This window comes from Cetobacterium sp. ZOR0034, assembly GCF_000799075.1.
GTDB lineage: Bacteria > Fusobacteriota > Fusobacteriia > Fusobacteriales > Fusobacteriaceae > Cetobacterium_A.
Map to the genome: position 1 here is coordinate 1 of NZ_JTLI01000065.1, position 26,388 is coordinate 26,388.

Annotated in this window: 27 protein-coding genes; 14 read left to right on the forward strand and 13 right to left on the reverse strand. The window is 28.7% G+C overall.

Annotated features, from left to right (window positions below):
* Positions 1 to 72: 72 nt before the first annotated feature.
* Both L992_RS10935 and L992_RS10940 read right to left on the reverse strand, forming a co-directional pair.
* The gene (locus tag L992_RS10935; protein WP_047396281.1) at positions 73 to 807 is read right to left on the reverse strand and encodes an HlyD family secretion protein; all 735 of its coding nucleotides are present in this window, start codon (positions 805 to 807) and stop codon (positions 73 to 75) included.
* 108 nt (positions 808 to 915) lie between these two features.
* A complete protein-coding gene (locus tag L992_RS10940; protein WP_047396285.1) occupies positions 916 to 2,658 on the reverse strand; it encodes a hypothetical protein in 1,743 nt (580 codons plus the stop codon).
* A gap of 165 nt (positions 2,659 to 2,823) precedes the next feature.
* Here L992_RS10940 and L992_RS10945 point away from each other — a divergent pair, with 165 nt between their 5' ends.
* The gene (locus L992_RS10945) at positions 2,824 to 4,581 is read left to right on the forward strand and encodes a 1-deoxy-D-xylulose-5-phosphate synthase (protein WP_047396287.1); all 1,758 of its coding nucleotides are present in this window, start codon (positions 2,824 to 2,826) and stop codon (positions 4,579 to 4,581) included.
* 59 nt (positions 4,582 to 4,640) lie between these two features.
* Here the strand turns inward: L992_RS10945 and L992_RS10950 are convergent, their stop codons facing one another.
* The 3 genes from L992_RS10950 to L992_RS10960 are packed head-to-tail and all read right to left on the reverse strand — an operon-like array spanning position 4,641 to position 5,741.
* Complete coding sequence (locus L992_RS10950) at positions 4,641 to 4,937, reverse strand: hypothetical protein (protein ID WP_047384329.1); 297 nt, start codon at positions 4,935 to 4,937, stop codon at positions 4,641 to 4,643.
* A 2-nt stretch (positions 4,938 to 4,939) separates the two neighbouring features.
* Positions 4,940 to 5,347: a hypothetical protein gene (locus L992_RS10955; protein ID WP_047384328.1), complete on the reverse strand. Its 408-nt coding sequence runs from the start codon at positions 5,345 to 5,347 to the stop codon at positions 4,940 to 4,942.
* 1 nt (position 5,348) lies between these two features.
* A complete protein-coding gene (locus tag L992_RS10960; RefSeq protein WP_047384326.1) occupies positions 5,349 to 5,741 on the reverse strand; it encodes a hypothetical protein in 393 nt (130 codons plus the stop codon).
* Between the two features lie 213 nt (positions 5,742 to 5,954).
* Here L992_RS10960 and L992_RS10965 point away from each other — a divergent pair, with 213 nt between their 5' ends.
* Positions 5,955 to 7,094: a cyclically-permuted mutarotase family protein gene (locus L992_RS10965; protein ID WP_047396290.1), complete on the forward strand. Its 1,140-nt coding sequence runs from the start codon at positions 5,955 to 5,957 to the stop codon at positions 7,092 to 7,094.
* A 68-nt stretch (positions 7,095 to 7,162) separates the two neighbouring features.
* On the opposite strand, the gene L992_RS10970 is transcribed toward L992_RS10965, so the two are convergent.
* The 3 genes from L992_RS10970 to L992_RS10980 are packed head-to-tail and all read right to left on the reverse strand — an operon-like array spanning position 7,163 to position 9,999.
* Positions 7,163 to 7,690: a GNAT family N-acetyltransferase gene (locus tag L992_RS10970; protein WP_047384323.1), complete on the reverse strand. Its 528-nt coding sequence runs from the start codon at positions 7,688 to 7,690 to the stop codon at positions 7,163 to 7,165.
* A 44-nt stretch (positions 7,691 to 7,734) separates the two neighbouring features.
* Positions 7,735 to 8,943: a helix-turn-helix domain-containing protein gene (locus L992_RS10975; RefSeq protein WP_047396292.1), complete on the reverse strand. Its 1,209-nt coding sequence runs from the start codon at positions 8,941 to 8,943 to the stop codon at positions 7,735 to 7,737.
* Between the two features lie 18 nt (positions 8,944 to 8,961).
* Positions 8,962 to 9,999 carry a S66 peptidase family protein gene (locus tag L992_RS10980; protein WP_047396294.1) on the reverse strand — a complete coding sequence of 346 codons (1,038 nt, stop codon included), beginning with the start codon at positions 9,997 to 9,999 and terminating at the stop codon, positions 8,962 to 8,964.
* A 341-nt stretch (positions 10,000 to 10,340) separates the two neighbouring features.
* Between L992_RS10980 and L992_RS10985 the strand changes: the two genes are divergently transcribed.
* From L992_RS10985 to L992_RS10995, 3 genes are all read left to right on the forward strand, one after another.
* Complete coding sequence (locus L992_RS10985) at positions 10,341 to 11,438, forward strand: RNA-guided endonuclease TnpB family protein (RefSeq protein ID WP_047396297.1); 1,098 nt, start codon at positions 10,341 to 10,343, stop codon at positions 11,436 to 11,438.
* Between the two features lie 388 nt (positions 11,439 to 11,826).
* On the forward strand, positions 11,827 to 12,294 hold the full coding sequence (locus L992_RS10990; RefSeq protein WP_047396300.1) for a GNAT family N-acetyltransferase: 468 nt from the start codon (positions 11,827 to 11,829) through the stop codon (positions 12,292 to 12,294).
* A 68-nt stretch (positions 12,295 to 12,362) separates the two neighbouring features.
* On the forward strand, positions 12,363 to 13,262 hold the full coding sequence (locus L992_RS10995; protein ID WP_047382505.1) for an aldo/keto reductase family oxidoreductase: 900 nt from the start codon (positions 12,363 to 12,365) through the stop codon (positions 13,260 to 13,262).
* A 51-nt stretch (positions 13,263 to 13,313) separates the two neighbouring features.
* Here L992_RS10995 and L992_RS11000 read toward each other — a convergent pair whose 3' ends face one another.
* The 3 genes from L992_RS11000 to L992_RS11010 are packed head-to-tail and all read right to left on the reverse strand — an operon-like array spanning position 13,314 to position 14,869.
* Positions 13,314 to 14,024 carry a 2-phosphosulfolactate phosphatase gene (locus tag L992_RS11000; RefSeq protein ID WP_047396302.1) on the reverse strand — a complete coding sequence of 237 codons (711 nt, stop codon included), beginning with the start codon at positions 14,022 to 14,024 and terminating at the stop codon, positions 13,314 to 13,316.
* 23 nt (positions 14,025 to 14,047) lie between these two features.
* Entirely contained in the window at positions 14,048 to 14,494 is a 447-nt protein-coding gene (locus L992_RS11005) for a DUF134 domain-containing protein (RefSeq protein WP_047396304.1), read from the reverse strand.
* Between the two features lie 3 nt (positions 14,495 to 14,497).
* Positions 14,498 to 14,869 (reverse strand): NifB/NifX family molybdenum-iron cluster-binding protein, encoded by a 372-nt coding sequence (locus tag L992_RS11010; protein ID WP_047382509.1) that lies wholly within the window; start codon positions 14,867 to 14,869, stop codon positions 14,498 to 14,500.
* 165 nt (positions 14,870 to 15,034) lie between these two features.
* Between L992_RS11010 and L992_RS11015 the strand changes: the two genes are divergently transcribed.
* From L992_RS11015 to L992_RS11035, 5 genes are all read left to right on the forward strand, one after another.
* Positions 15,035 to 16,699, forward strand: a complete 1,665-nt coding sequence (locus L992_RS11015) for an FAD-binding protein (protein ID WP_047382511.1) — start codon at positions 15,035 to 15,037, stop codon at positions 16,697 to 16,699.
* A 122-nt stretch (positions 16,700 to 16,821) separates the two neighbouring features.
* Positions 16,822 to 17,736 carry an N-acetylmuramic acid 6-phosphate etherase gene (gene murQ, locus L992_RS11020; RefSeq protein ID WP_047382512.1) on the forward strand — a complete coding sequence of 305 codons (915 nt, stop codon included), beginning with the start codon at positions 16,822 to 16,824 and terminating at the stop codon, positions 17,734 to 17,736.
* A 21-nt stretch (positions 17,737 to 17,757) separates the two neighbouring features.
* Positions 17,758 to 19,122, forward strand: a complete 1,365-nt coding sequence (locus L992_RS11025) for a PTS transporter subunit EIIC (RefSeq protein ID WP_047382514.1) — start codon at positions 17,758 to 17,760, stop codon at positions 19,120 to 19,122.
* Between the two features lie 24 nt (positions 19,123 to 19,146).
* Entirely contained in the window at positions 19,147 to 20,217 is a 1,071-nt protein-coding gene (locus L992_RS11030; RefSeq protein ID WP_047382515.1) for a DUF871 domain-containing protein, read from the forward strand.
* A gap of 33 nt (positions 20,218 to 20,250) precedes the next feature.
* A complete protein-coding gene (locus tag L992_RS11035; RefSeq protein WP_047382518.1) occupies positions 20,251 to 21,096 on the forward strand; it encodes a MurR/RpiR family transcriptional regulator in 846 nt (281 codons plus the stop codon).
* 49 nt (positions 21,097 to 21,145) lie between these two features.
* Here L992_RS11035 and L992_RS11040 read toward each other — a convergent pair whose 3' ends face one another.
* On the reverse strand, positions 21,146 to 22,258 hold the full coding sequence (locus tag L992_RS11040) for an alpha/beta hydrolase (protein WP_231549789.1): 1,113 nt from the start codon (positions 22,256 to 22,258) through the stop codon (positions 21,146 to 21,148).
* A gap of 137 nt (positions 22,259 to 22,395) precedes the next feature.
* Positions 22,396 to 23,286 carry a LysR family transcriptional regulator gene (locus L992_RS11045; protein ID WP_047396306.1) on the reverse strand — a complete coding sequence of 297 codons (891 nt, stop codon included), beginning with the start codon at positions 23,284 to 23,286 and terminating at the stop codon, positions 22,396 to 22,398.
* 148 nt (positions 23,287 to 23,434) lie between these two features.
* Here L992_RS11045 and L992_RS11050 point away from each other — a divergent pair, with 148 nt between their 5' ends.
* From L992_RS11050 to L992_RS11065, 4 genes are all read left to right on the forward strand, one after another.
* A complete protein-coding gene (locus L992_RS11050; protein WP_047380378.1) occupies positions 23,435 to 24,007 on the forward strand; it encodes a sugar O-acetyltransferase in 573 nt (190 codons plus the stop codon).
* Positions 24,008 to 24,071: 64 nt separating this feature from the next.
* Positions 24,072 to 25,004, forward strand: a complete 933-nt coding sequence (locus L992_RS11055) for an alpha/beta hydrolase (RefSeq protein ID WP_231549790.1) — start codon at positions 24,072 to 24,074, stop codon at positions 25,002 to 25,004.
* Between the two features lie 25 nt (positions 25,005 to 25,029).
* Complete coding sequence (locus L992_RS11060; RefSeq protein WP_047380376.1) at positions 25,030 to 26,073, forward strand: alpha/beta hydrolase; 1,044 nt, start codon at positions 25,030 to 25,032, stop codon at positions 26,071 to 26,073.
* 70 nt (positions 26,074 to 26,143) lie between these two features.
* A complete protein-coding gene (locus tag L992_RS11065) occupies positions 26,144 to 26,371 on the forward strand; it encodes an NAD(P)-binding domain-containing protein (protein WP_047380374.1) in 228 nt (75 codons plus the stop codon).
* Positions 26,372 to 26,388: the final 17 nt, after the last annotated feature.

Consider the following 26,388-nt stretch of genomic DNA (forward strand, 5'->3'; position numbering starts at 1 on the left):
TACAAATTAATAGCCAAGAAGGTAAAATATATATATTCAATTTTTACAATTTACACTAAATTTGGGAAACCCTCAATTTTTTTCTTTTAAATCGACATTAACAGTTAAAGAATTATCATTTTTAATATAAAATAGCGTTGTATCTTCTTTAACTAACGTATTAGGATAAAAATTGTCCATAACAACTTCACCAGAAATTGGAGCAGTAATAACAGTATTTTTTAAATTAATCTCTGTTTTTGTCAAATTTCCCTTAGCAATTAAAAGCTGTGGAGTTGTTTCCTCTTTCTCTTTATATTTTATAAGTAGATTACTTAAGAGATTTTCACTTTCTTTTAAAGTTTTTTCTGACTCAATAAGTTTTGTGTTCATATTTTCATAGTCTAATTCATTTATATAATTTTTCTGAAAAAGCTTTTCATATTTTTGAAGTTCATTTTTATTTTGTTCAACTAAAATCTTATTTTTTTGAATAAACATTTTTGTTTTTTCAATATCGTTTTTTAAGTTTTGAATAGAATCGACAACCTCATTATACTGACCGAGGGCAGTTATATATTGAGCAGTATAAATTTTTTTATCAAGTTCAAAAAGTGCTTGCCCAGCTTCGACTTGCTCTCCATTTTGAACAAATATATTTTCAACACTTTCAGAAACTTTACTATAAACTGGTGCAATCTGATATTCTAGAAAAGCTCGAGAGGAATACGGGATGTTCATTTGAACCCCAACTGTAATGATAAAAGTAATTAAAAAGCTAATGAAAATAATTAAATATATGATTTTTGCTTTATTTTTATAAATCATAAAAAATCACTCCTGAATTTAGTTTACTAGTAAACTATTTTTCATTAATATTATCACACAATAAAAAAAAACACAAATTACATTGTGTTTTTTTGTTAAAAATTTAAATTAAGAACTGAAAATAAACATAGGTGGGGCTTTCCATTCAATAATTTTTTCAGAATTTATAAATTTACCTTTTTCCGATAAAATTTCATCTTGATAAATTTCATATGAACCATCCAAAATATCATTTTTATATGTTTTAAGATCTAATAAATCACCTCTATTTGGTGAATATGTTTTCCAGATTCCATCTTTTTTATTGTTTTTATAAATTCCAGAAGAAATTATACTCTCAATATTTGCGTATGGTCTAGTTATAGATGTGACACCGGGAAAAGAACCTAGATTAAATTCTTCAAAATAGCCATTTTTTAGAATATCATCTAGACTTTGAATATTATCCTTTAATTTTTCTCCATAAAAAATTTCTTTGATTCCAAAGTATTTTAAAGGGTCTTCATAATATCTAAGGCCTTCAGTAAAAACTTTTCCGGGAGAGTAGTTTTGAAAAATAATAAAAATATTTTTTCCGTTTTCAAAAGGCAACGAATAAAGATTTAACTCTTTATTTTCTATTTTTGCATCTATAATATTTAAATTTTTAAAGGAACTTAATGATTTTCGAGCTTCATAATATTCATAACCAGTTTTTGGGTTAGTTTTTTTATCGAAAATTCCATATTCTCGTTTAAAATGAGTGTAGTTCATAACTTTCTCTAAAATATTATTTTTAAATTTTTTTATTTGAGAAATTTCTCCATTAGGATCATAATAATGAATAAAATCAATTTCATTTTTTTCATTATAAAATTCAGATGAATAAAGTTTTAATTCGTTTGAGTATCTATATAAAATATCTTTTTGTATTAAAATCCCATTGTTGTATGTTAGCTTTATAGGAATATATCTTTCTAATTCGTTATAATATATATATGAAGTCCAAATATTATTTTTTATATTTTCAGTATAGGAACCGTATTCTTTCGAGTTATAGTATTTACCATTTTTAATTATTTTACCATTCTCATCTTTTCCTTCGAAAACCTCTTCAAGTGTTATCAAACCATAATTCTGTATGTTAAAAGTGAAAAAATATTTATCATTTTTCATTAAAATTTGATCTTCGTTAATGTATGAATGAAAAGTTAAATTATTTAATGAATAAATATTAAAATATTTTTGTAGATTGTATATTTCATAATCTGAAGGGTCTAGTTCATAAAGATAATAAAAGCTTTTTGAATAGTAATTTTCTTTTCCAACTTTACTTATAACGTCCCATTGATTATAGTTATTAAAGTTTACAACTTTATAATAAGGAAATAATTTTTCTAATTCTTTTTTTGCAGAGGAAGCATCAAAATTTTTGATGTTTGCAATTTTTTTATCAATTTCATTTTTTGTAGCAATATTTAATGTTTTAAAAAATTCTGGTTCAAAATTCTCTTCGTCAATAGTGTAGTTGAAAATTTGTTTTAAAGAATATCCCTCTAATGAATTTTTATTATTTTGATTAAAAATAATAAAAATTTCATTGATGTTATCTCCGTTAATATCGTATAAAAAGACACTTTTAACTTTTTTTTCTAAATTTTCTTTACTCAAAATAATAGAATTTTTACTTTCAGGAAACTCAATAATAATATCATAGCTCATTTTATTACTTTTGAATTTTAAAATAGAATTAAGTTCAATTTCTACATTCTTTAAAAGTTTTAAATGTAAATCAGGATGAATGTTGTTAGTATATAATTTTTGAGGTAGTAAAAATAAAAAAAGGAGCATAGAAATATAAAAAGTTTTCATGGGAACCTCCTTGTGCGAGTTATATTATCACAAGTTTAACATAAGGAAATACAAAAATCTAGATATTTGTAATTGATTTAATTTGGAAAAAATAAAAAAAGTTTGACTTAGAGTTAACTCTAAATGCTAAGATGAGTTATATCCAAAATAAAAGGAGTGATGAGAATGATTTTAGGGAAAATAAATTCACCAAAAGATTTAAAAAATTTAACAATAAAAGATTTAGAACAGTTATGTACAGAGGTAAGGATTGCTTTACTGAATAAACTTAGCACAGTTGGTGGACATATAGGTCCAAACTTAGGAATGGTAGAAATGACAGTAGCAATGCATAAAGTATTTAATTCGCCAATTGATAAAATAGTTTATGATGTGTCACATCAATCATATGCTCATAAGATGTTAACAGGAAGAAAGCATGCCTTTTTAAATTCGAATGAGTATTTCTCAGTTTCTGGCTATACAAATCCAGATGAAAGTGAGCATGATTTCTTTAAAGTTGGTCATACATCAACATCTGTTAGTTTGGCATGTGGGCTTGCTAAGGGAAGAGATTTAGTTGGAACTAAAGAAAATATAATTGCAGTTATAGGAGATGGTTCTTTAAGTGGTGGAGAAGCTTACGAAGGCTTGAATAATGCTGCTGAAACTGGGACAAATATGATTATAGTTGTAAATGATAATGAGATGTCAATAGCTGAAAATTATGGAGGATTATATAAGAATTTAAAACTTTTAAGAGAAACAAAAGGAAAGGCTGAGTGTAATTTTTTCAAAGCAATGGGATTAGATTATATTTATGTTGAAGATGGACATAGTTTAGAGTCATTGATTTCGGCTTTTGAAAAAGTTAAAGATACTGATAAACCTATTGTTGTCCATGTGAAAACTATAAAAGGAAAAGGATATGAATTAGCTGAAAAGAACAAAGAGAATTGGCACTATGGGATGCCATTTGAGCTTGAGACTGGAGAAAGAAACTTTCAATTTGGTGATAACTATTCAGAGTTAACAGGGGCTTATCTTTTAAATAAGATGAAAGAGGACGAAAAAGTTGCTGTTATAACAGCTGGAACACCAAGTGTTGTTGCATTTAATGAAGATTGTAGAAAAGAAGCTGGGAAGCAGTTTATTGATGTTGGAATAGCGGAGGAGCATGCGGTGGCTCTAGCATCTGGAATGGCGAAAAATGGAGCTAAACCTATATTTGCTGTTTACAGTACCTTTATACAAAGATGCTATGATCAACTTTCTCAAGATCTTTGTATAAACAATAATCCTGCAGTAATTCTTGTTTTTGGTGGAGGATTGACAGGATTTAGTGATGTAACACATTTAGGATATTTCGATACTCAAGTAGTTGGAAATATTCCAAATATGGTTTATTTGGCTCCGACATCTAAAGAGGAATATTTTGCGATGTTAGATTGGGCAATTGATCAAAATGAACATCCGGTTTCTATAAAAGTTCCATCTTTGGGAGTAATTCAAACTGAGATGCCATTAAAAAATAATTTTTATGATATCAATAGATATATTGTAACTGAATCAGGAAAAGATATTGCTATTTTAGCTTTGGGAGATTTTTATCAGTTAGGAGAAGACGTAAAAGCTGATTTAAAAGAGAAGCATGGAATAGATGCAACACTTATTAATCCTAGATTTATAACAGGAGTAGATGAACAATTATTAGAAACATTAAAAGAAAATCATAAATTAGTTATAACGTTAGAAAATAGTGTACTAAATGGTGGATTCGGAGAAAAGATAACTAGATATTACGGAGCATCAGACATGAAAGTCATAAATTTTGGTGGGAAGAATGAATTTACAGATAGATTAACTTCTGAAGAAATCTATGAAAATAATCATTTAAATAGAGAGCAAATTTTAGAAGATATAGTGCAGGTTTTTTCTAAATAAAAATTGATTATATAAAGCAAAAGATTACCTAGAGGTGAAACCCCCTAAGTAATCTTTTTTTAATATCCGTTATATGGTGTTGGTACCGGTCTATAGTAGTCATTGTTATTGTTGCTATTAGCTATAATTCCTCCAACAACGACAGCTCCAACAACTGCAGCTCCGATAGCTTCTCTTCTTCTTTTTTCTTTTCTGATCTCTCTTCTTATATCTTTTCTAACTTCCTGTCTGATTTCGTGACGAATATGAGCTTTTGCTATTTCGTGTCTAACAACAGGATGTACAGGTCTATGGTATCTCGCAAAAGATGTTGTTGTTAATATGATTAACATAATTAAAGCAAGAAATTTTTTCATGATTATTTACCGTCCTTTTCTAATATTTGCCCGAATTTTGAAATTTCATCTTTATTGAAAACGATATAGTCTTCAGTTCCAGCGAAGTCTAAAACAAGAACATCTGCAGATTTATCATATTGTATATGATAAAATTGTAAAGCACTTTCTTCAGGTTTATTTGCATTTGCTATAATACCAGGGATTTGTATTCTAGCTTCTCCATCTTTGAATGTGTTTATTAAAACAGATTTTGGTAAACCAAAAGTTACCACAGCTCCATTTTTAGTTTGTAGTGCAAAATAAGCGTTACTATTTTGAACAAACATTCCTATTTTATCAGTTGATGTAGCTACATCATTTTTAACAATATCTGCCGCAAAAAGATTCATAGAAGTTAGAATTCCTAAGATTGCTAAGATTTTCTTCATATTACTTTCCTCCTAATACAGTATTTACTATTTTTTGTGATTCCTCTTTAGTAAATATAATTTTAAAATCTTCATAAGTCGGTTTAACAGTTAATATATCATTTGAAAAATCTACATCATATAGTTCAACAACTAAATCATTTTCTTCTAAGCTATCATAAAATCCGATTACCTCTTTTTGAGAGATTCCTTTTTTAGCGTCTAAAAGAACATCATTAGCTAATCCAAAAACATAAGCTTCTCCAGATTTACTGTCTAAAGCCATATAAGTAGCACCCTCAACTTTTTCTATTTTTAAATTTGGAAAATCCATACTTCCTTTTTCACTTTTGAATTCAGCACTAAATAAATTAGCAGAAACTAGCACTGATATAGCAATTAAAAGTTTTTTCATTCTAAACTCCTTTGAAATATTTTTTTAAAGCATGTGAACATATTATCATATCTTTCAATTGTTGAGAATTTGAAAAAAGATTAATGAAGTTTGGTATTAAATTTCAATAGATTAAATTATTTTCAAAATAATATTTCTATCTGAAAAAAATTTTGACAATCTCGATAAAATAAAGTATATATCATTATTAGATAACGTTGGCGGGAGGTATATATGAAAAAAATAGCATTAGGTTTACTGGTTTTAAGTTTAGGAATTACGGGATGCTCTACTGGGACAATAAAAAATAAGGAGATTAAAGAGGTTACTTGGAAACACATTGGGGATTTAAAAGCACCAAAAGGTTTTGAGAAGCAGTACGGAGTAGCAGGACCTTTAGCTGGACATATTGGGGAGTATGTGATTGTAGCTGGTGGAGCGAATTTTCCATATAAACCAGTTCTTGAAGGTGGTGCAAAAATTGTATATTCAGATTTATATTTGATGAAAAAAACATCAAATGGATTAGAATTGATTAAGCACACTCATCTACCAAAAGAGATAGGATATGGAAGTGCTATTTCTACAGAAAAAGGAATCTATTATATAGGAGGAACTTATCAAACTGGCGTATCAAATGAAATTATTTTTGTAGGATTAAATAAAGATAAAACAGATATAGAGGTAAAAACAATAGGAAAGTTACCATTTGAATATCATAGTGGTGTAGCCGTATTAAAAGATGATGATATATATATCGTTGCAGGGAAACAAAATGGAAAAGATAGCAAGAATTTCTACAAATACAATTTAGTATCAGGTCAAACTTCTGAATTAAAAATGTTCCCGGGAACAGAAAGAAGTCAGCCGGTTGGTCAAATTTTACATAATGGTAAAGAGGAGATGCTATATGTATTTGGTGGTGGAACAGGAGTTGCTTTTACAGATGGTTATGCGTATAGTTTCTCTCAAGATAGTTGGTCAAAAGCAAAGGATGTAGAATTGAATAATCATGGAATTTCAGTTTTAGGTGCAAATTCAGTTAAATTAGATAGCAGTAAAATGCTAGTAATAGGTGGATTTAATAAGGAGATTTGGGATGATGCGAATTTAAAATTGGGTTCACTAAAAGGAGAGGCTTTAAAAAATTATAGAGAAAGTTATTTTAATAAAGATCCTCAAGATTTTAATTGGAATAAAAATATGTTGGTTTATAATGCCAAAACAAATAGTTGGGAATCGATGGGAGAAATACCATTTATGGCACCTTGTGGAGAAGGGTTAGTTAAAATAGGAGATACGATTTATTCTATAAATGGAGAGATAAAGCCAGGAGTTAGAAGCCCTAGAATTTATGAGGGTAAATTAAAATAAAGAATAAAAAAAGGATAAAGATTTTCACTCTTTATCCTTTAACTCTAACTTTAGATTTGAGTTATTATCTATTTTAACTCATCTTTAAAAAGGCTCATACTTACAGTGTCGTGATATTTTCCATATCTATATTGTTCTTGTCGGTGTCTTCCATCCTCTTTGAATCCTACAGCTTCGTAACATCTTTTTCCAGCTTCATTAAAATCAAAATAGTTTAATTTTATTTTATGGATATTCATTTCATCAAAAATGAATTTACAAAGAACTCTTAAAGCATCAGAGGCATATCCTTTCCCATGGTATTTTTTACCTAACCAGATTCCAATAGTAACGTTGCTATTTTTTCTATCGATGTTATTTATTCCACATCCTCCGATATATTCGTTACTTTCTAGTGATTCGATTGCGAAATTGAAAAGATCACCGTTGTAGTTACAGCATTTTTCAATAAAGTTTTTTTCAGATTCATATGACATTGGAAAAACAGTATCAATAACAAGTGTATCTCTTAATCCTTCTTCCTCTATTAAATCTAAAACTGTTTGCACTTCACTTGACTTGTAAGCTCTTAATTTTATTTTTTTTCCTTTAAACATAGTTCATTCCCCCTTTGTTTAGTTTTTATTGGATGATAAATTTATTATTCTAATTTAGAAAGTATATCTAGCTTTCTATCTTCAGACTTTAAATTTTTAATAAAAGCTAAAGCCATTTTATAATTTTTATTTAGATTAAAAAATTCTAAAAATATTTCAATTACTTCATTCATTTGTATTTCATCTAATGATATATTTTTTAAAATATCTATTGTTACCTCATATTTAATATCAAAAGAGATTAGGTTATTATTAGGTAACTTCAGCCCAAGCATGTAGAAATAATATGCCATTTTTTGGTTATTTAAAGCTAGATAACATTTGGCAATCAATATATATAGTTTAAATTTGTGGTCTGTAGAAGTTTCGTAAAAACCTAAAATCTTTAAAATATTATTTTTGACCTCATCAAAATCTACTTTTGATTTATTAATTAAAAATATTTCTAAATGATTACCATAAATCACTAATTTCTCTTCAACTGTAGAGTTTTCGAATAACTTTTTATAACTTTTGATAGCTTTATTTATTTTATTGAGTTCTGAATAAGAGATAATCGCAATCAAATTGTTAATTTTAAAATTTATTTCAGACTCATTTTTTCTTTTTAAAAGAGTGAGTAGAATCTTGTTAGATGTTTGGACATCTTTAATTTTATATAAAGAGTAAGCGTAGTTATACAGAATTTTAGTGCTTATATCAATATTATTTTTTAGAAGTTTATTTAAGTTAGGTGTAATCAATTCTATAAAATTTAAAAAGTTATCTTCATAATAAAATATTCGACCTAAATAAAGCAAGATTTCTAAATTTTCTAAGGGTTTATGTAAAGTCAAAGCAATTTCTAAATATTTTTTCGAAAATATAATTTGTTTTAGTTCGAAGTAAAGAATTCCTAATAAAATTGATATTTTCTTTTTATTGTAATCATTTAATTCAGTAAAGCAAATTTCGATTTCTAAATTACTATCTACTTGTCTTGAGTCTATTACTACTTCTAGTCTTTTTAAAGCTTGTTCCTCTTTAGTTTCTAATAAAAATTCTGGAGTAACAATAGTTTCAGAATTTTTAATTTTTAAAATATTATTAAAATTTTCAGCCACTATTTTTGCAGTTTTATAGGTGAGCCCTCTTTTACCAATTTCAATCATACCAATAAATTGTCTGGTAAGATTTGAGCTGCTTAATTCTTTTTGTGTGATGTTATATTTTTTTCTTAAAAAAACAATTTTTTCTTCAGGTGTTAAAAACATATTTTTCCTTTCTAAATTCTATATTACTCCGGCTTCTAAAATTTTAAAACTAATTTGCTCACAATTAATTTCAGCTTGAGCACCAAAAGGTATGGTTATTATAGGAGATGTGTGTCCAAAATTCAGATTATATAAAATCGGTAAATCTTTTAAATTATACTCGTCTCTGATAACTTTTAGTAAAATCTGCTTATATTCATCATAAAATTTTGAGTGTCTGGGTTTTCCAAAAATAATTCCATTAATAGAATTGAGTATTCCTTGAGCACCATAATTTCTTAACCAATATTCAAGATGTAAGGGAGTTGTAATTGATTCAGATACTTCCAAAAAAAGAATTGCATTTTTCCAAATTTTTTTAGATGGCCAAATCTCAGTGCATTTTATCATCTCTAAAACTTCCATACATCCACCAATCAAATGACCTTGAACAGTTTTAGTTCCTTGCAAGAGCTCATATCCCTTATTAATAAATGTATTTCGAGGGGTTAATTTATTTTTTATATCCCAAGGAAGATATTCGTTTGTCCATACATTAGATGAAGGGATATTTCCAATAGGAAGTTTCTCAAACACAGTCTTTTCAAACCAATACTTTGTGTAGTCAAACATTTCTAAATTTTCTGCGAACTCTGCTAATATAGAGGGACCATAGAAACTAGATATTCCAGCTTTTAAACAGATAAAGTGAGTAACAGTAGAATCTGAATACCCCATAAAAACTTTGGGATTGTTTTTAATAATATTAAAATCTATAAAAGGAAGAATTCGAATACTGTCCTCTCCACCTATACAAGTGAAAATACCTTTGATAGATTTATCTTTGAAAGCATCCATTAAATCTTGAGCTCTTTTTTCTGGATGGTTATATATAAAAGACTCTCCCTTTAGAGTATTGGGCATTTCAATTACATCAAGACCAAAGTTTTCGACTAATCTTTTTTTTCCTTGTTCATAACGCCAAAGTATCTCAGAGTTTCCAGCTCCACCCCATGAAAGACTTACAGTTGTAACTTTATCTCCTTTTTTTAAAGCTGAAGGTTTAATTAGTCTCATATAATCTCTCCTTTCAATAAATAATTAGAGAGATTATATGCTTAAAAAACATGAATGTCAACAAAAAAAGTTGCGTTAGTTAAATAAATAACAATATATAAAAAAATGTATTTTAAGAAGCCCCTATAGTAGGGGCTTTATAAAAAGGCTTTGAAGTTTTGGATTGTATATTTTTAACATAAAAAAATTTGAGGGGTCTTAAAATCAATTTTAGAGGGTCTGAGTATATTAATCAAATTATTCCTAAAACTCTTAGGCTTTCTTTTTTTTGTTTTTTTATTGATTTTTAGTGTAAAAGCCTTTATAATATTGGGATAACCAATATGAGGAGATGTAAAACTATGAAGACATATAATTTAGCTTTTAGATTTAGAATATACCCAAATAAAGTTCAATCAAATTTGATTTTACAAACTTTTGGTTGTGTTAGGTTTGTATATAATAAGATTTTGGGTAAAGCTAAAGAGATTTATGAATTAGAGGGTAAAAATAAAATTATTACTCCTGCTTCTCTTAAATCTGAATTTCCATTTTTGAAAGAAGTTGATAGCTTATCTCTTGCTAATGCTCAAATGAATGTAAAAACTGCTTTCACTAATTTTTTTCAGAAAAGAACAGCTTTTCCTAAGTTCAAATCTAAGAAAACAGCTAGAAAATCATACTCTACAAATAGTGTTAATAACTCTATTAGGATTGAAAATAACTGTATAAAGCTTCCTAAATTAGGATTAGTTAGAATTAAACTTCATAGAAATATACCTCAAAATTATAAAATTAAATCAGCTACCATTAGCCAAGAACCTAATGGGGCTTTTTACATTTCTATTCTTACTGAATTTCAAAGAGATATAAAAGAAGTGTCGAGCGATAATAATATCGTTGGGCTCGACTTTTCTATGTCTGAATTATTCGTTAGCTCTGATAACCAAAGAGCTGATTATCCTAGATTTTTCAGAAAATTAGAAACTAAATTAGCTAAAGCTGGAAGAGAGCTATCAAGAAAAGTTAAATTCTCAAGTAGTTGGTATAAAGCTAAATTAAAAGTTGCTAAAATTTATCAATCTATTAAAAACAGTAGAAAAGACTTTCTTCACAAATTATCAAGAGAATTAGTTACAAAGTATAATGCGATAATACTTGAAGATCTAAATATGAAAGGCATGAGTCAGGCATTGAACTTTGGTAAATCTGTCGCTGATAATGGGTGGGGCATGTTCACAGTTATGCTTCAATACAAGGCTATGTTTTTAGGAAAGCAAGTAATAAAAATAGACAAGTGGTTTCCATCTTCTAAAACTTGTTCTTCTTGTGGTAATATAAAAGACTCGCTTTCTTTAGGTGAGAGAGTATATAGCTGTGAATGTGGTCATACTATGGATAGAGACCTTAATGCAAGTATAAATATTCGTGAGGTTGGTAGAAGTCTACTAGCCTATTAAAATATATATCAGGGTAGGAACTACCCATTGAGCTTGGTCAATATACTTAACACTAGTTAGGTACTTTCCAAGAAGCTCCCAGTTCTACAAGTGGGAGTAGTTCACGAGGTCCTCTAAGCCAGAATTGATCAAAATTTAATGCGAATATTTTTAAAGATAAAACTAGAAAAATATTTAAAATATAAAAACTTCTTTTGTTAATAATTTTTTTGACTCCTTTTAAAATAATCTGTTTTTATTGTATCCTAATTATTAAATATTATCAATAAAGTTTATTAGAAGTATGAATTTTCTGTAAAAATCAAATAAAAAATTATATTTTATAAAATAAATATGTTATTCTATAAAACATAATTTTAAATAAATTTTATATGAAAAGGGGGTAGTCATGATTATAAAAAAAATGTCTGAATCAGAAGCTAGAGAAGTGGTTTCTTGGAAATATGAGGGAAGATATTCTGTTTATAATTATCCAACTTGGAAGGAGTTGTGTGAATTAAAGTGGGGAATTGTAATAAAAGAAAAAAGAGAAAAAGAATTTTATACAGTATTTGATAAAGAAAAAGTTTTATATGCTTATATACGTTTTCAAAAAAAAGATGAATATTATTTAATTGGATTAGGTTTAAAGCCTGAAGTATGTGGTAAGGGAGAAGGGGATATTTTAATGGAATTAATAAAGAATATAGCAGCTTTTTTAAATGAAAATATAAAATTACTAAAGTTAGAAGTTAGAACATTTAATAAGAGGGCGATTAAATGTTATCTAAAAGCAGGTTTTAGGTATGAGAGTAAATATTTTAAAACAACGATAACAGGAGTAGAAGAATTTTATACTATGTCTTTAGAATTATAAAAAATTGACAAAAAGACTAGTTAGAGAATATACTTAGTTATAACAAAACGAGTTAAAGGGGAGATAAAATGAAATTTACAGATTTAACTGATAAACTAAAAATGTCGAAGATAGCTTTAGGATTTTGGCGTTTAAATGATTGGGGAATGACATCGAGTGAATTACTAAACTATATAGAGTCAGCTCTTGAGATGGGTGTAACAACATTTGATCACGCGGATATATACGGAGGCTATACTTGTGAAAAGATTTTTGGAGAAGCTTTAGCGTTAAAGCCTGAATTAAGATCAAAAATGCAATTAGTTAGTAAAGTTGGAATAAAACTAGTATCACCAAATATGCCGGAAAATGTATATCGTTGCTATGATACGAGCTATGATCATATAGTAAAAAGTGTTGAAAAATCTCTTAAAAATCTGAATACCGAGTACTTGGATTTAGTTTTAATCCATAGACCTGATATGTTCATGGATGCGGATGAAACAGCTAAGGCATTAACATATTTAAGAGAGTCAGGAAAAGTTTTAGAGTGGGGAGTTTCTAATTTCTTACCATCAGATTTTAATCTTTTACAAAGTAGGTTAGATTTTAAATTAGTAACTAATCAAATAGAACTATCACCATTAAAAACTGGACATTTTTATGATGGAACGATAAACTTAATGCAAGAAAAAAGAGTGTCAATGATGATATGGTCACCTTTGGCGGGTGGAGGTATTTTTACTGCAGATACAAAAGAAGCGTTAGAGCTGAGAGAAGTATTGAGTAGATTAGCTCAAAAGTATACTTGTCCTATTGATACGATAGCATATGCTTGGCTATTAGCTCATCCAACAAATATGATTCCAATTTGTGGAAGTGGAAAAATTGATAGATTGAAATCAGCTGTAAAATCTTTAGATGTTCAATTGACTAGAGAGGAATGGTTTGAAATTTTCATAACAGGAATGGGAAAAAATATACCTTAAATATAAAAAAGACACCTTTTTAAATTTTAATTTAGAAAGGTGTCTTTAAATTTATTTTATATTTTTAATGATACCATCTTTATAAAATGGAATAACTTCGCAAATATCTTTTTGAATACAATATTCCAAATCATTTTCATATCCAATACTTTTCAGATAACTATAATGTTTACTATTTTTTAGAGTATCTTTTATATTATCAGATAAATCAGCCAATATTTGTAAGGACAATGTTGCATCATCTGCTTTTATTTTGATTTGCTTAGAAATTTTATTTACAATCATTCCAGCACAAAGAGCATCATCTAAAGAGAATTCATCATCTGTTCCGGCACAAAGGATAACAGTATCTTTTCTATCTTTTAATAAAATATTTGCAACTGCAGAAAGATTCAGATACGAAGCGATATAAAGGTTATCATAACCTTGTGCATTTTGAATAGCTCTTGTCCCGTTACTTGTAGTCATAAAAATATTTTTTCCAGATATTTTCTCTTTTACAAAATCTAACGGTGAATTTCCAAAATCGAATCCATCTATTTTAAGTCCTTTTCTCTCGCCTGCAAGAAGTCCATTATTATTTAAAGAACATGCTTGTTTTGTGTCATCAATATTTTCAAATGGGAAAATAGATTTTGCACCATTTTTAATGGCAGTTACCATAACAGATGTAGCTCTAAGAACATCAATTACAACTACATTTTTTCCTTCTAAGTCTTCATTAATAATGTCTTTTGCAGAGTTTAAAATTTCTATTTGCATAATATTTCTCCCAATTGATTAGTTTAATCTTTTATATTTAACTTACATACTTTCTTACATTTTATTTTTTTCTTTGTACAGAAAATATTCTCTGAATTACAACTAGGACAAGCTTCTAAATCTTTTTTTAGAGTTGGAATAAATGTTTGCCCACAAGAGTTACAAATAAATTGACAATGTGGTGTCTTGAAATCTCCACCTCTCAATTCAATTCCATAACCCATAATCAAAGCTTCAGCAACTTTAATTCTAGCTGAATTTAATATATTTTGAAAAGTTTGCCTAGAAACTTCCATTTTTTCAGCACACTCTTCTTGAGATAAATTTTCTAAATCTTTTAATCTTAAAGCTTCTAACTCTTCAATTTTTATTTCGTTAAAATGAATGTTACAATTACTGCTTCCTTCTGGTATAAACTTGGTTTCAGTTGGTATAAACTCTACACTTCTAACTTTCGTAGGTCTTGCCATAGTTTATTTCCCACACTTACAGTTACAAGAGTGGCCACTAGAATGGTGATCTCCATGATGATGAGAATGGCTAGTACAAATAGCATCTCCATTAACTAAAATCTGTCTAAAAAATCCATCAGCAATATCATCACAAAATCCTTCTAATCCAGAAAAAACTTTTATATTTAAAGATTTTAAATTGTTTATAGCTCCTTCACCAATTCCACCACAAGCAACAAAATCTACTCCTAATTCTTTTAATTGTTTAGGAATTTCACCGTGTCCCTTACTTAGATAGTATTCTTTATTAGTTCCATCATAAACAAAGAAACCTTCTGCTCTTCCAAAATGTTGACTAATTCTATTATTTTCTGAAACAACTGCGATTTTCATAAAACACCTCACTTAAAGTTTTTAGCATATGCCATAATTAGATAATAGTTTTTTTAGAACAAAAAGTCAAGATATATTTAAAAATTAATTTTTATTTGTAGATTGAAAATTACTTGAAATTGTAGTTTAATAAGAAATATCGAAGAGAATAAACGGGGGTTTAAAATGAATAGAAAGAAAATATTAAATGCAGATATAGTTGTGGTAGGAAGTGGAATAGGAGGATTGGTTGCTGCAAAAAAAGCAACCGATCAAGGATTAGAAGTTTTACTTATAACTAGTTCTAAAATGTGTGGTGGAGCAAGTTATTTTCCTTTGAAAGGAACTTTAGGAATTCAAGCTACATCAGGTGAGTTTTATGAAAAAGATAAATTACTTTTTACAGAGGATATAAGTAGAGTAGGTCTTGGAATGGATAATCCACATATGGTAAAAGAATATATCGAAAACATTCAAGAGAGTATTGGTTTTTTAAATGAAATTGGTTTTACTCCTTGGCTAAGAGCTGATAAAAGACCGGCTTGTTTTGCAAAACACCCTAGAGATATATATTTAATAAAAGATTGGGAAGAAGCAAGAAAACAAGCACAAATTATTTTTTCATCAATACCTAATCTTAAAATAGAAGAAGAGTTTAAAATAATTAAAATTTTAAAGGAAAATAATTGTATTAGTGGAGCTATATTTAAAAAGAATAATGAAGAGTTATTATTAGTTAATACTAAAGCTATAATTCTTGCGACAGGAGGAATAGCAGGACTTTATGAAAATAATCTATATCCAGAAGATGTTGATGGAATAGGACATATAGTTGCTTTAGATGCTGGTGCAAAAGTAACGAATATGGAATTCATACAATTTATTCCAGCATTTATAACACCTAAGTATAATACACTTTATGGAGAACATACGGCTAAATATGTTACAGGAATGTATGATTTATTTGGAAAATTGATATATCCAGGAGTAGAAAATAGTGACACAAAAAAAATGTGGGAAGAAAGAAGCGAATATGCACCATTTAGTTGTGATTTTAAAAGTTCTGAGATAGATTTAACTATGATTGAATCGATAAACAATAGTAATAAAGGTGTCGAATTAAAATTTAGTAAAGATTTATATAAAGATTCAGGAGAGTTTTATGTAGTTTACTTAAAATGGTTAAAAGAAACTATGGGAATAGATATGTGTAGAGATAAGATTGTACTTGCTCCATTTGCTCATGGTTGTAATGGTGGAATTTTAGTTAGTGATAGTGGTGAGACTTGTGTAAATGGATTATATGCAATTGGTGAGTTATCATCAAGTGTAGAGGGTGCAAATCGTTTGGGTGGAAATTCTGTTGGAGGAGCTTTAGTTTTTGGAAATAGAGCGGTATTAAAAGCTAAAAAGTATATTGAAAAATTAGATATTCAAAAGTTTGATACTGATAAAAACTTAAAAGAATTTGAAAAATGGTTAGATGAAATCTTACCTTTTCAAACTCAAGTCAATGAAATAAAGAGTAGAGATAAGATTATTTTAGAATTAAAAAAAATTATGGGGGCACATGGTGGGATAAAAAGAGATGCTAAAAACTTAGAAGATGGGATTTTAAAATTAGAAAATTTGAAACAGTATTTCAATTATGATAAGGAGACTAAAATTGATTATATTGATATATATTTAAAAATTGAAGTTGCAAAATTACTTTTAAAATCAATGTTAGAAAGAAATGAAAGTAGAGGAGCTCATTATAGAGAAGATTATCCTGAAAGAGATGAGAATATCTATAGAGTAGTTATTTCAATGAAAAATAACAACTTAATCATAGATAAAATAAGAGTTTAAAAATCAAATACAAGAAACGTTATTTCTTTTTATAAAAAAAATATTGAAATAACGTTTTAAAAATGCTATTATTATTTCATAATAAAAAGTGATTTAAACTTTAACATTTTGGAGGGATAGTAGTGAAAAAAGACAGATTAAATTTAAAAAGTTTAACAACAGAGAGTAGAAATCAAAATACTTTAGATATAGATAGAGTTTCTACAATTGAAATGGTAAAAAAAATAAATGATGAAGATAAAAAAGTTGCTGAAGCAGTAGAAAAAGAGTTACCTCAAATAGCAGCGGCTATTGATGAAATTGTTGAAAGATTAAAAAAAGGTGGAAGACTTATATATATCGGAGCGGGAACATCAGGAAGACTTGGAATTTTAGATGCCTCAGAATGCCCACCGACATATGGTGTTTCAGAAGAATTAGTTCAAGGAGTTATAGCAGGTGGACAAGAGGCAATATTTAGAGCTCAAGAGGGTGCGGAAGATTCAAAAGAGTTAGCTGTGAATGACTTAAAAAAGAAAGATATAACAGAGTTAGATGTAGTAGTGGGATTGGCTGCGTCAGGTAGAACACCATATGTAATAGGTGGATTAGAATATGCTAATGAAATAGGAGCACTTACAATTTCGGTAACTTGTAATGCTAATTCAGCTGTAGCTAATACGGCAAAAATAGCTATCTCTCCAGTTGTAGGACCAGAAGTTGTGACAGGATCAACAAGATTAAAATCGGGAACAGCTCAAAAATTGGTTTTAAATATGTTATCAACTGGATCAATGATAAAATTAGGTAAAGTTTATGGAAATTTAATGGTTGATGTGCAATCAACAAATGAAAAATTGGTTGAAAGAGCAAAAAAAATAGTATCAGAAGCGACAGGAGTAGATACAGATACAGCAGCAGAATATTTAAATGAAACAAAATCAAATGTAAAATTAGCAATATTTATGATTTTATCAAAATTAAATTTAGAAGAAGCAAAAAATAAGTTAGAAAAACATGATGGTTATATTGCAAAAGCTTTAAATGATTTAGATTAATATTGATAAGGGGAGAGAAAGATGACAAATAAAGAAATTGCTCAAGAGTTAATTGGTTTAGTTGGTGGAAAAGAAAATATATTATCTGTTCAAAGTTGTATGACTCGTTGTAGATTCGAGCTTAAAGATTATTCAAAAATTAATATGACTTCTCTTGAAAAATCAGAGGGAGTTTTAGGAGTTGTTGAGGCCGAAGGGCAACTTCAGGTTATATATGGACCTGGAAAAGTTAGTAAAGTGACAGCTGAGGTAAAAAATTTGATTGGAATAAATGAAACTAAATTTGGTGAAGATGCTGTAAAAGAAACAAAAGAAAAACTTAAAGCAAAAAATGATACCGCTGTAAAAAATATTTTGAAAAAATTGGGAGCAACTTTTATACCTTTGATACCATTATTTGTTTCGTGTGGATTAGTTTTAGCAATAAATAATATTGCAGGAGTATATTTTGGTGATTCTTATAAATTAACAACAGCAGCAAAAATAATTGCTCTTATAGGAAGTAGTGTATTTTCGATACTTTCTGTTCTTGTAGGTGTGAATGCAGCTAAAGAGTTCGGTTCTCAAATGCCTATGATGGGTGGAGTTCTTGGAGGTATTTTATCTTCTTCAGCTCTATCAGGAATAACTCTTTTTGGTTCTCAATTGACTCCGGGTAGAGGTGGAATCATATCTGTAATATTAGTTGTTATTATAGCATGTTACATAGAGAAGTCTCTGAAAAAAATAGTACCGGATGTTCTAGATCTATTTGTAACACCACTTTTAACGTTGACAATATCGGTGATGGCAGCATTATTAGTTTTACAACCAATTGGTGGATTTATATCTGATTCTATAGGGGTTGTTGTGGCTCAAACATTATCATCTCATAATATGTTTGTATCGGTTTTATCTGGAGCTGTTTCAGGGGCACTATTCTTACCTTTAGTTATGACAGGAATGCATCAAGCACTGACTCCTATTCATGCTGATTTGATAAGTAATGTTGGATACACAGTTTTACTTCCAGTTCTAGCAACAAGTGGAATGGCTCAAGTAGGAGCCACGATAGCTGTTTATAGAAAAACAAAAAATGAAAGATTGAAGAAAACAGCAAAGAATGGATTGGTAGCAGGATTTTTAGGAATAGGAGAACCGTTGATATATGGGGTTACATTACCATTAGGAAAACCTTTTACAGCAGCATGTTTAGGTGCTGGTGTTGGAGGAGCTGTTATGGCATTTTTCAAAGTTGGAGCTGTGGCTTTAGGAGTTTCAGGATTACCTTTGGCATTACTGATAGCTGATGGTAAAATGTTTGTATTTTTGATTGGGGTTGTTGTTTCTTATATAGCAGGATATCTGTTTACAGGATTATTAGGATTTGATGATCCAACTGAATAATAGATATATTAAAGGAGAGAAAATATGTGTTTTGGCTTTTCAGTATATTTCGGTTTAGACAATACAAAAGAGGAGAATATTGAGCTATTAAAATCAGCTTACAAATTAGGGTTTACTAGGATTTTTACATCTCTACATATTCCAGAAGCAAACTATGAAGTTTTAAAAACTGAAGTTAAAGAGTTTTTTAAACTAGCTAAAGAGTATAAGATGGATATAATAAGTGATATATCTCCAAATACATTTAAGTTTTTAGAGTTAGAAAATATGGATTTAAAAGGATTAAAAGAGTTAGGAGTTAAAACTATAAGAATAGATTTTGGCTATACAGTTGAGGAGATATCAACTATGAGTAAAAATAGTTATGATATAGGAATACAACTTAATGCTTCGACAGTGACAAAAGAATTTTTAGAGGAGTTAGATAGATTAAATCCTGACTATAGAAACATAGATGCCCTTCATAACTTTTATCCAAGAGTTAATACAGGAATATCTGAAGAGTGTATGATTCAAAAAAATAGATTTTTAAAAGATCGCAAAATAAAGATATCAGCTTTTGTTCAATCGAATAATAGAAAAAGGAGTCCAATGAAAGATGGACTTCCTACTTTAGAAGATCATAGAGGAGTAGAAGTTAACGTTGCTGCAAATCATCTTTTTGCAATAGGTAATGACGGAGTGTTTATAGGTGATTCTTTACCAAGTTTGAAAGAGTTAGAAGAGCTTTCATCGTTGAATAAAGATGCAGTAGAGTTAAGAATAAAATTGAAAACAAAGGAATCTACATGTATAGAGTTATTAAAGAATATATACTCATCAAGAACAGATTTTGCTAGAGATGCGATAAGAGCAAATGAAAGTAGATTACTTTTGAATGGAAAGGAGATAAAAGCCGATAATACTGTTGATAAAAAATACGGTGATATTACAATTGATAATATTGACTATTTAAGATACATGGGAGAGCTTCAAATCATTTTATCAAATCTTAAAGCAGATGAAAGAACAAATGTGGTGGCATCTATTTTACAAGAAGACCTTTATCTGTTAAAATATATAAAAGATGGTAAAAGATTTTATTTTAAAATCTAATGAGCATCTATATATTTGTAGGAAGTGATTAAATTGAACATATTAGAATATTTAAAGCAAAACTATAATAGTTTTACAGATAGAGAAAAATTAATATCAAAATATTTTCTTGAAAATGAAGAGAGTATTATAAAGTTATCTGCTAAAGAGATTGGTGATTTAACAAATACTTCGGCACCGACAGTTGTAAGATTTTCAAAAAAGTTAGGATTTTCAAGTTTGAATGAATTGAAATTGAATTTAAAACTAAGTTCTAATGTGGCAGAGAAAAGTTCGAGATTTGAATATTTAGATAAAGACCTCAAAACAAAAGATATTATATATGGAGTAAAAGAATCAATAGATAGTGTTATGGAAAAAACTGTCAAATTGATTAATGAGAGTGATTTGGATAAAGCAATCAATTTATTGATAGCTGCTAAAAATATTTATATATATAGTGTAGGTGTTTCTGGATTAGTTGGTCTTGATTTTTACTATAAATTAAATAGAATTAATAAAAGATGTACTCTTCATACTGATACTCATCTTCAAATAACCTCTTCTGTATTGATGGAAGAAGGGGATGTAGCAGTAGCAATATCGTACTCAGGAGAGACAGCTGAAGTATTGACTTGTGTAGAGAATGCTAGAAAAAATAAAATACCAATTATTTCGATAACTAAAGCTAGTGTAAATAATGAGCTAGAAAAACTTTCGGATATAACTTTAAAAATACCTTTTGTTGAAAAGTCTTTGAGAGAGGGAGCAATGAGCTCTAGAATTTCCCAATTGGCTATAATAGATATGTTATTTATAGGAATTGCAAGGGATAATTTTGAAGAGATCGAGAAAAAACTTATTGCTACAAGAGAAGCTGTTAAAAAATTAAGAAAATAAAGTAAAAAGATAGATTCTAATTTTATTAGAATCTATCTTTTTATAAAAACTACTTTAAATTAGTTTTGAAGAACTCTTCTAATTTATCAAATGGAATCTTATTTATATCAAAATATAAATCCACATGATTGGCATTAGGAATAATAACTAGTTCTTTAGGTTCAGCAGCAGCGTTATATGCATCTTGACTAAAATAAAGAGAGTGAGCATTTTCTCCAGCAACAAATAGTATTGGACGAGGTGATATCTCATCAATATATGTTAATAGAGGGAAGTTCATAAATGATAGAGGCATTGTAGCATTCCATGCAGAATTAGAATTTAAAGAATTTTTATGATATCCTAATTTTTCACGGTAATAATCGAAGAACTCTTTTAAAACTGGATGTGGGTTTTCAGGTAAAGATTCAGGTAATATACGATTTGATCCAGGTAAAATATTTCCATTTTCATCAACAAAAATATCATGAGGTCCTGCAGCAAAACTTCCATTTTCGGCATCTATCCAACGTAATTGATTTAAATAATTTAAAACAGCTTTACGTTGAGCAAGGTCATAACGATCTTCTCCATCTCCAACACCATGCCCCATAGCACGACTCATATCATACATAACAGAAGTTGCAACTGCTTTTATTCTTGTGTCCATAGCAGCAGCACTTAATCCCATTCCACCAAATCCACAGATTCCAATAACTCCTATACGTTCACGATCAACAAAAGATTGTAATCCTAAAAAATCTACAGCAGCACTAAAATCCTCGGTATTGATTTCAGGAGATGCTAGGTTTCTAGGTTGACCTCCACTTTCACCAGTGTATGATGGATCAAATGCGATTGTAACGAATCCACGTTCAGCCATTGTTTGCGCATATAATCCAGAAGATTGCTCTTTCACAGCTCCAAATGGTCCACTAATAGCAATTGCAGGGAGTTTTTGACCTGTAATATTTTTAGGAGTATATAGATCTCCAACTAAAGTTATACCATAACGATTTTTAAATGTTACTTTTTTATGATCAACTTTATTGCTCTTTTGGAAAACTTTATCCCAAGTAGTAGTGACAGTAACATCATTCATTTTTACATTTTTTGCCATAGCCACTTCTCCTCCTAAATTTAAAACTAAAACACTCATAAGAGTTAAAAATATCTTTCTCAATTTGACCTCCATTAATATAAATATCTAAAAATTCAACTATTGATTTGAAAATATTATATAATATAGTCTTCAACATATCTAATACTTATATTGAATATACTTTGATGCTTTAAAAGCATATAAAGTATTTTGAAAAATTATATTTGATTAAATTCAATTTGTAAAAATTCTAAGAATTTTTTAGCTGCTTTAGAGAAAACTTGATTTTTCTTCCAAATTATATCTAGATTTACTTCTAAAAGAGGGCTAAGAGGTTTAAAGCACAAAGTACTTTCACATGATGTATTAACAAGTTTATCAAGACAAAGAGCATATCCAAGCCCCTCATCAACCATAAGGGATGCATTAAAGACAAGGTTATACGTTGCGATTATATTTAATTTACTAAGATCTTTAACTCCCCAGCCGGCTATTTGATTTTCAACTAAAGATTGTCTAGAAATAAGAAGAGGTATATTTTCTAAATCAGTTATTTTGATATATTCTTTAGAAGCAAGTTGTGAAGTTTTTTTCATAAGTAATCCCCAAATATCTGTTGTGGGAAATTTTAAATAGTTATAACTTTCTAAATTACCTGGTCCAACTAAAATTCCAAAATCCAATAACCCATTGTCTAGTTTTTCAGTGATATCATCTGCATTACCACTGTATAGATGGAAACGAATATTAGGGTATTTATTTTGTAATTTGATCATAGTCTTAGCAATAAATCTCACAGAATCAGTTTCTCCACCACCAATATATATATCACCACTAATCTCTTCATTCTGATTTTTAAACTCTATTTCAGTTCGTTCAGCGAGCTCTACAATCTCTTCAGCTCTTTTGCGAAACCTAATTCCATCCTCTGTAAGAGTAATTTTTCTATTTTTATTTCCACGAACTAAAAGTTTAGTTCCGAGTTGATTTTCAAGTTCTATAATCTGTCTTGAAAGAGTAGGCTGTGTTATATATAAAGTTTCAGCAGCTTTTATAATACTTCTTTCTCTTGTTATTGCTAAAAAATATTTTAAAATTCGAAGTTCCATTATAATCCTCCTAAGGTTATTTTGCTAAATTATATAATACATTCATATGCTTTTCAAGCATATAAATGTATTCAAAATAGGTATTTGTTATTTCAATTGTATTTTGTTAAAGTATATTTGAAAAAAATATATTTTATAGGAGGAATATATGACTTTAGATAAATTTTTAGAATATATGAATAATGAAAAAGTGGTTATTGCAGGCTCAGATGTACATAAATATATGATTAGCTTAACACAGGACGCTCTTAGATTAACTTCTGAGTTAAATAATAAATATCATACTTCGGAAGAGATTTGTGAGATTTTTTCTAAAATAACAGGAAAAAAGGTCGAGGATTCTTTTATTTTATTTCCACCATTTCATACTAATTGTGGAAAGAATATAACGATAGGAAAAAATGTATTTATCAATTCTAATTGTCAATTTCAAGATCAGGGTGGGATTAGAATAGGAGATGGAACTTTGATAGGACCAAATGTTCTTTTAGCAACATTAAATCATGGTATAGAGCCTGAAAAAAGAGGAAATTTATATCCAAAATCTATTCAAATTGGAAAAGGAGTTTGGATAGGTGGAAATGTTTCTATTTTACCAGGAGTTGTTTTAGGTGATAATGTAATAGTCGCAGCAGGATCGACTGTTACAAAAAGCTTTCCCTCTAACTGTATAATAGCTGGTATTCCAGCTAAAATAATAAAAGAGCTAAAGTTTATTTAAAATTTAACTTATATAAATAAAATGATATTTTTTAATAAAAATCTGAAGAAAGGAGTATGAAATATTGAACGTAAAAAAAATATTAATTATCTTGATGGTAACTTTTTTTACCAAATTAATGGGATTTCAAAGTGAAGAAATAGATGTTTTATTACAAAAGCCTAAAATAGATATGTTAAGTGATATTACTTATTCACAACCAGGTAATTTGAATTTAAAACTTGATTTATTAAAATCTGAGATCAAAGAAAAACAACCATTATTAATTTTTATAACAGGTGGAGGATTTTTTGCTTCTCCCAAAAATAATTATATTCAGCAAAGATTAGCTATAGCTGAAGCAGGTTATATTGTTGCAAGTATTGAATATAGAGTTATTCCACAAGGAAAATTTCCAGATCCTTTAATTGATATAAAAGCAGCAATAAGATATTTGAAAGCTAATGCGGATAAATTTGGTATAGATAAAGAAAGAGTTGCTGTTATGGGTGAATCTGCTGGAGGGTATTTAGCATCACTAGCTGGAACAACAGTTAAAAGAAAAGAATTTGAAATAGGAGAAAATTTAGAGGAGAATAGTGATATACAAGCAGTGATAAATATTTATGGATTATCAGATTTAACACAGGTTGGAAGTGACTATTCAAAAGAAGTACAAGAAAATCATAATTCTCCATCAGCACCACAAGCAATATTAATAAATGGTATGTCTATTTTTGGAAATGGAGGATCAGTGAATAGTAACTTAGAAGCAGCTAAAAAAGCAAATCCAATAACCTATATATCAAAAAATACACCTTCGTTTTTATTAATGCACGGGGATAAAGATACGTTAGTTTCACCAAGTCAAACGGATTTATTGTATCAAGAGTTGAAAAAAAATAAAATAGATGCAAAAAGATATGTTGTAAAAAATGCAGGACATGGAGATATTTATTGGAGCCAATCGGAAATAACAGAATTAATTATTAAATTTTTAAATGAAAAATTAAAATAATATAAAAAATTATCAGGAGGTAAAAATGAGACAAGTATTTTTAAAAAACAAATTATTTAAAAAAATTATTCAAGGAGTTACATTATTAACTTTAAGTAGTAATACTATTTTAGCTTCAACTACTTTAGCGTGGGATAAAACTTTTCCTAAAAGTGATAAAGTAAATGTAGAAAAAGTATCCTTTTATAATAGGTTAGGAATAAATGTAGTAGGAGATTTGTATACTCCTAAGGATATGGATATGAATAAAAAGTATTCAGCTCTAATTGTAGGAAGTCCTTACGGTGCAGTAAAAGAGCAAGCTGGAGGAGTTTATGCACAAAATATGGCTGAAAAAGGATATGTAACTTTAGCATTTGATGCGTCATATAATGGTGAAAGTGGAGGTCAACCTAGATTTAACGCTTCACCAGAAGCTTTTGCGGATGATTTTAGTGCTGCTGTTGATTTTTTAGGAACGAGAAAATTTGTAAATAGAAATCAAATAGGTGTAATAGGAGTTTGTGGAAGTGGAAGTTTTGCTTTAAGTGCTGCGAAAATTGATCCAAGAATTAAAGCTCTTGCCACAATTAGTATGTATGATATGGGTCGTGGAAGTCGTCAAGGTTTAAATGATTCAGTGACACTTGATGAAAGAAAAAAAATGCTACAAGAAATAGCAGAGCAACGTTGGGCTGAATATGAAGGAAAAGGAAGGGCTTTTGCAATCGGGACACCTGAAACAATAGATGAAAACTCTCCAGAAGTTGCAAAAGAATTCTTTGATTATTACAGAACTTCTCGTGGGCAACATCCTCGTTCATTAGCTGCGATGTCTTTAATTAGTAGTATAAGTCTAATGAATTCTTATCCTTTAACAGAATTAGAAGCAATTTCACCAAGACCATTATTATTTATAGCGGGAGAATTTGCACATTCTAGATATTTTAGTGAAGATGCTTATAGTAAAGCAAGCGAACCTAAAGAGTTACATATTGTTCCTGGTGCAGGACATGTTGATCTTTATGATAGAGTAGATCTAATTCCGTTTATAAAATTAGATTCATTTTTCAAAAAACATTTAAAATAATATAATAAACTTGCTTAAAAAAAATAAATTTATTATACTGTTTATACTATAAAAAAAAGGGAGAAACAGTATGCAAGATAAAGAGTTAAATTGGGGAATTTTAGGAACAGGAGTAGTTGCTAATGAAATGGCTGTAGCTTTAAAAAAAGCTGGTAAGAAAATATATTCAATAGGAAATAGAACACACAGTAAAGCACTTGAATTCGCTCAAAAATATGAGATTGGTAAAGTTTATGATAATTTTAATGGTGCGACACGTTTCGTAATGAAAAGTTACGACATGTTAAAAGTAGCTTAGAATAAGCGAAATAACAG

Coding starts and splice junctions, on each gene's coding strand:
- L992_RS10935 (WP_047396281.1), bottom strand. CDS start 807: ATGATTTATAAAAATAAAGCAAAAATCATATATTTAATTATTTTCATT.
- L992_RS10945 (WP_047396287.1), top strand. CDS start 2,824: ATGATTTTAGGGAAAATAAATTCACCAAAAGATTTAAAAAATTTAACA.
- L992_RS11010 (WP_047382509.1), bottom strand. CDS start 14,869: ATGAAAATCGCAGTTGTTTCAGAAAATAATAGAATTAGTCAACATTTT.
- L992_RS11060 (WP_047380376.1), top strand. CDS start 25,030: ATGAGACAAGTATTTTTAAAAAACAAATTATTTAAAAAAATTATTCAA.
- L992_RS11030 (WP_047382515.1), top strand. CDS start 19,147: ATGTGTTTTGGCTTTTCAGTATATTTCGGTTTAGACAATACAAAAGAG.
- L992_RS10990 (WP_047396300.1), top strand. CDS start 11,827: ATGATTATAAAAAAAATGTCTGAATCAGAAGCTAGAGAAGTGGTTTCT.
- L992_RS10975 (WP_047396292.1), bottom strand. CDS start 8,943: ATGTTTTTAACACCTGAAGAAAAAATTGTTTTTTTAAGAAAAAAATAT.
- L992_RS11015 (WP_047382511.1), top strand. CDS start 15,035: ATGAATAGAAAGAAAATATTAAATGCAGATATAGTTGTGGTAGGAAGT.
- L992_RS11065 (WP_047380374.1), top strand. CDS start 26,144: ATGCAAGATAAAGAGTTAAATTGGGGAATTTTAGGAACAGGAGTAGTT.
- L992_RS10950 (WP_047384329.1), bottom strand. CDS start 4,937: ATGAAAAAATTTCTTGCTTTAATTATGTTAATCATATTAACAACAACA.
- L992_RS10970 (WP_047384323.1), bottom strand. CDS start 7,690: ATGTTTAAAGGAAAAAAAATAAAATTAAGAGCTTACAAGTCAAGTGAA.
- L992_RS10995 (WP_047382505.1), top strand. CDS start 12,363: ATGAAATTTACAGATTTAACTGATAAACTAAAAATGTCGAAGATAGCT.
- L992_RS10965 (WP_047396290.1), top strand. CDS start 5,955: ATGAAAAAAATAGCATTAGGTTTACTGGTTTTAAGTTTAGGAATTACG.
- L992_RS10940 (WP_047396285.1), bottom strand. CDS start 2,658: ATGAAAACTTTTTATATTTCTATGCTCCTTTTTTTATTTTTACTACCT.
- L992_RS11005 (WP_047396304.1), bottom strand. CDS start 14,494: ATGGCAAGACCTACGAAAGTTAGAAGTGTAGAGTTTATACCAACTGAA.
- L992_RS11045 (WP_047396306.1), bottom strand. CDS start 23,286: ATGGAACTTCGAATTTTAAAATATTTTTTAGCAATAACAAGAGAAAGA.
- L992_RS10955 (WP_047384328.1), bottom strand. CDS start 5,347: ATGAAGAAAATCTTAGCAATCTTAGGAATTCTAACTTCTATGAATCTT.
- L992_RS10980 (WP_047396294.1), bottom strand. CDS start 9,999: ATGAGACTAATTAAACCTTCAGCTTTAAAAAAAGGAGATAAAGTTACA.
- L992_RS11000 (WP_047396302.1), bottom strand. CDS start 14,024: ATGCAAATAGAAATTTTAAACTCTGCAAAAGACATTATTAATGAAGAC.
- L992_RS11050 (WP_047380378.1), top strand. CDS start 23,435: ATGACTTTAGATAAATTTTTAGAATATATGAATAATGAAAAAGTGGTT.
- L992_RS11025 (WP_047382514.1), top strand. CDS start 17,758: ATGACAAATAAAGAAATTGCTCAAGAGTTAATTGGTTTAGTTGGTGGA.
- L992_RS10985 (WP_047396297.1), top strand. CDS start 10,341: ATGAAGACATATAATTTAGCTTTTAGATTTAGAATATACCCAAATAAA.
- L992_RS10960 (WP_047384326.1), bottom strand. CDS start 5,741: ATGAAAAAACTTTTAATTGCTATATCAGTGCTAGTTTCTGCTAATTTA.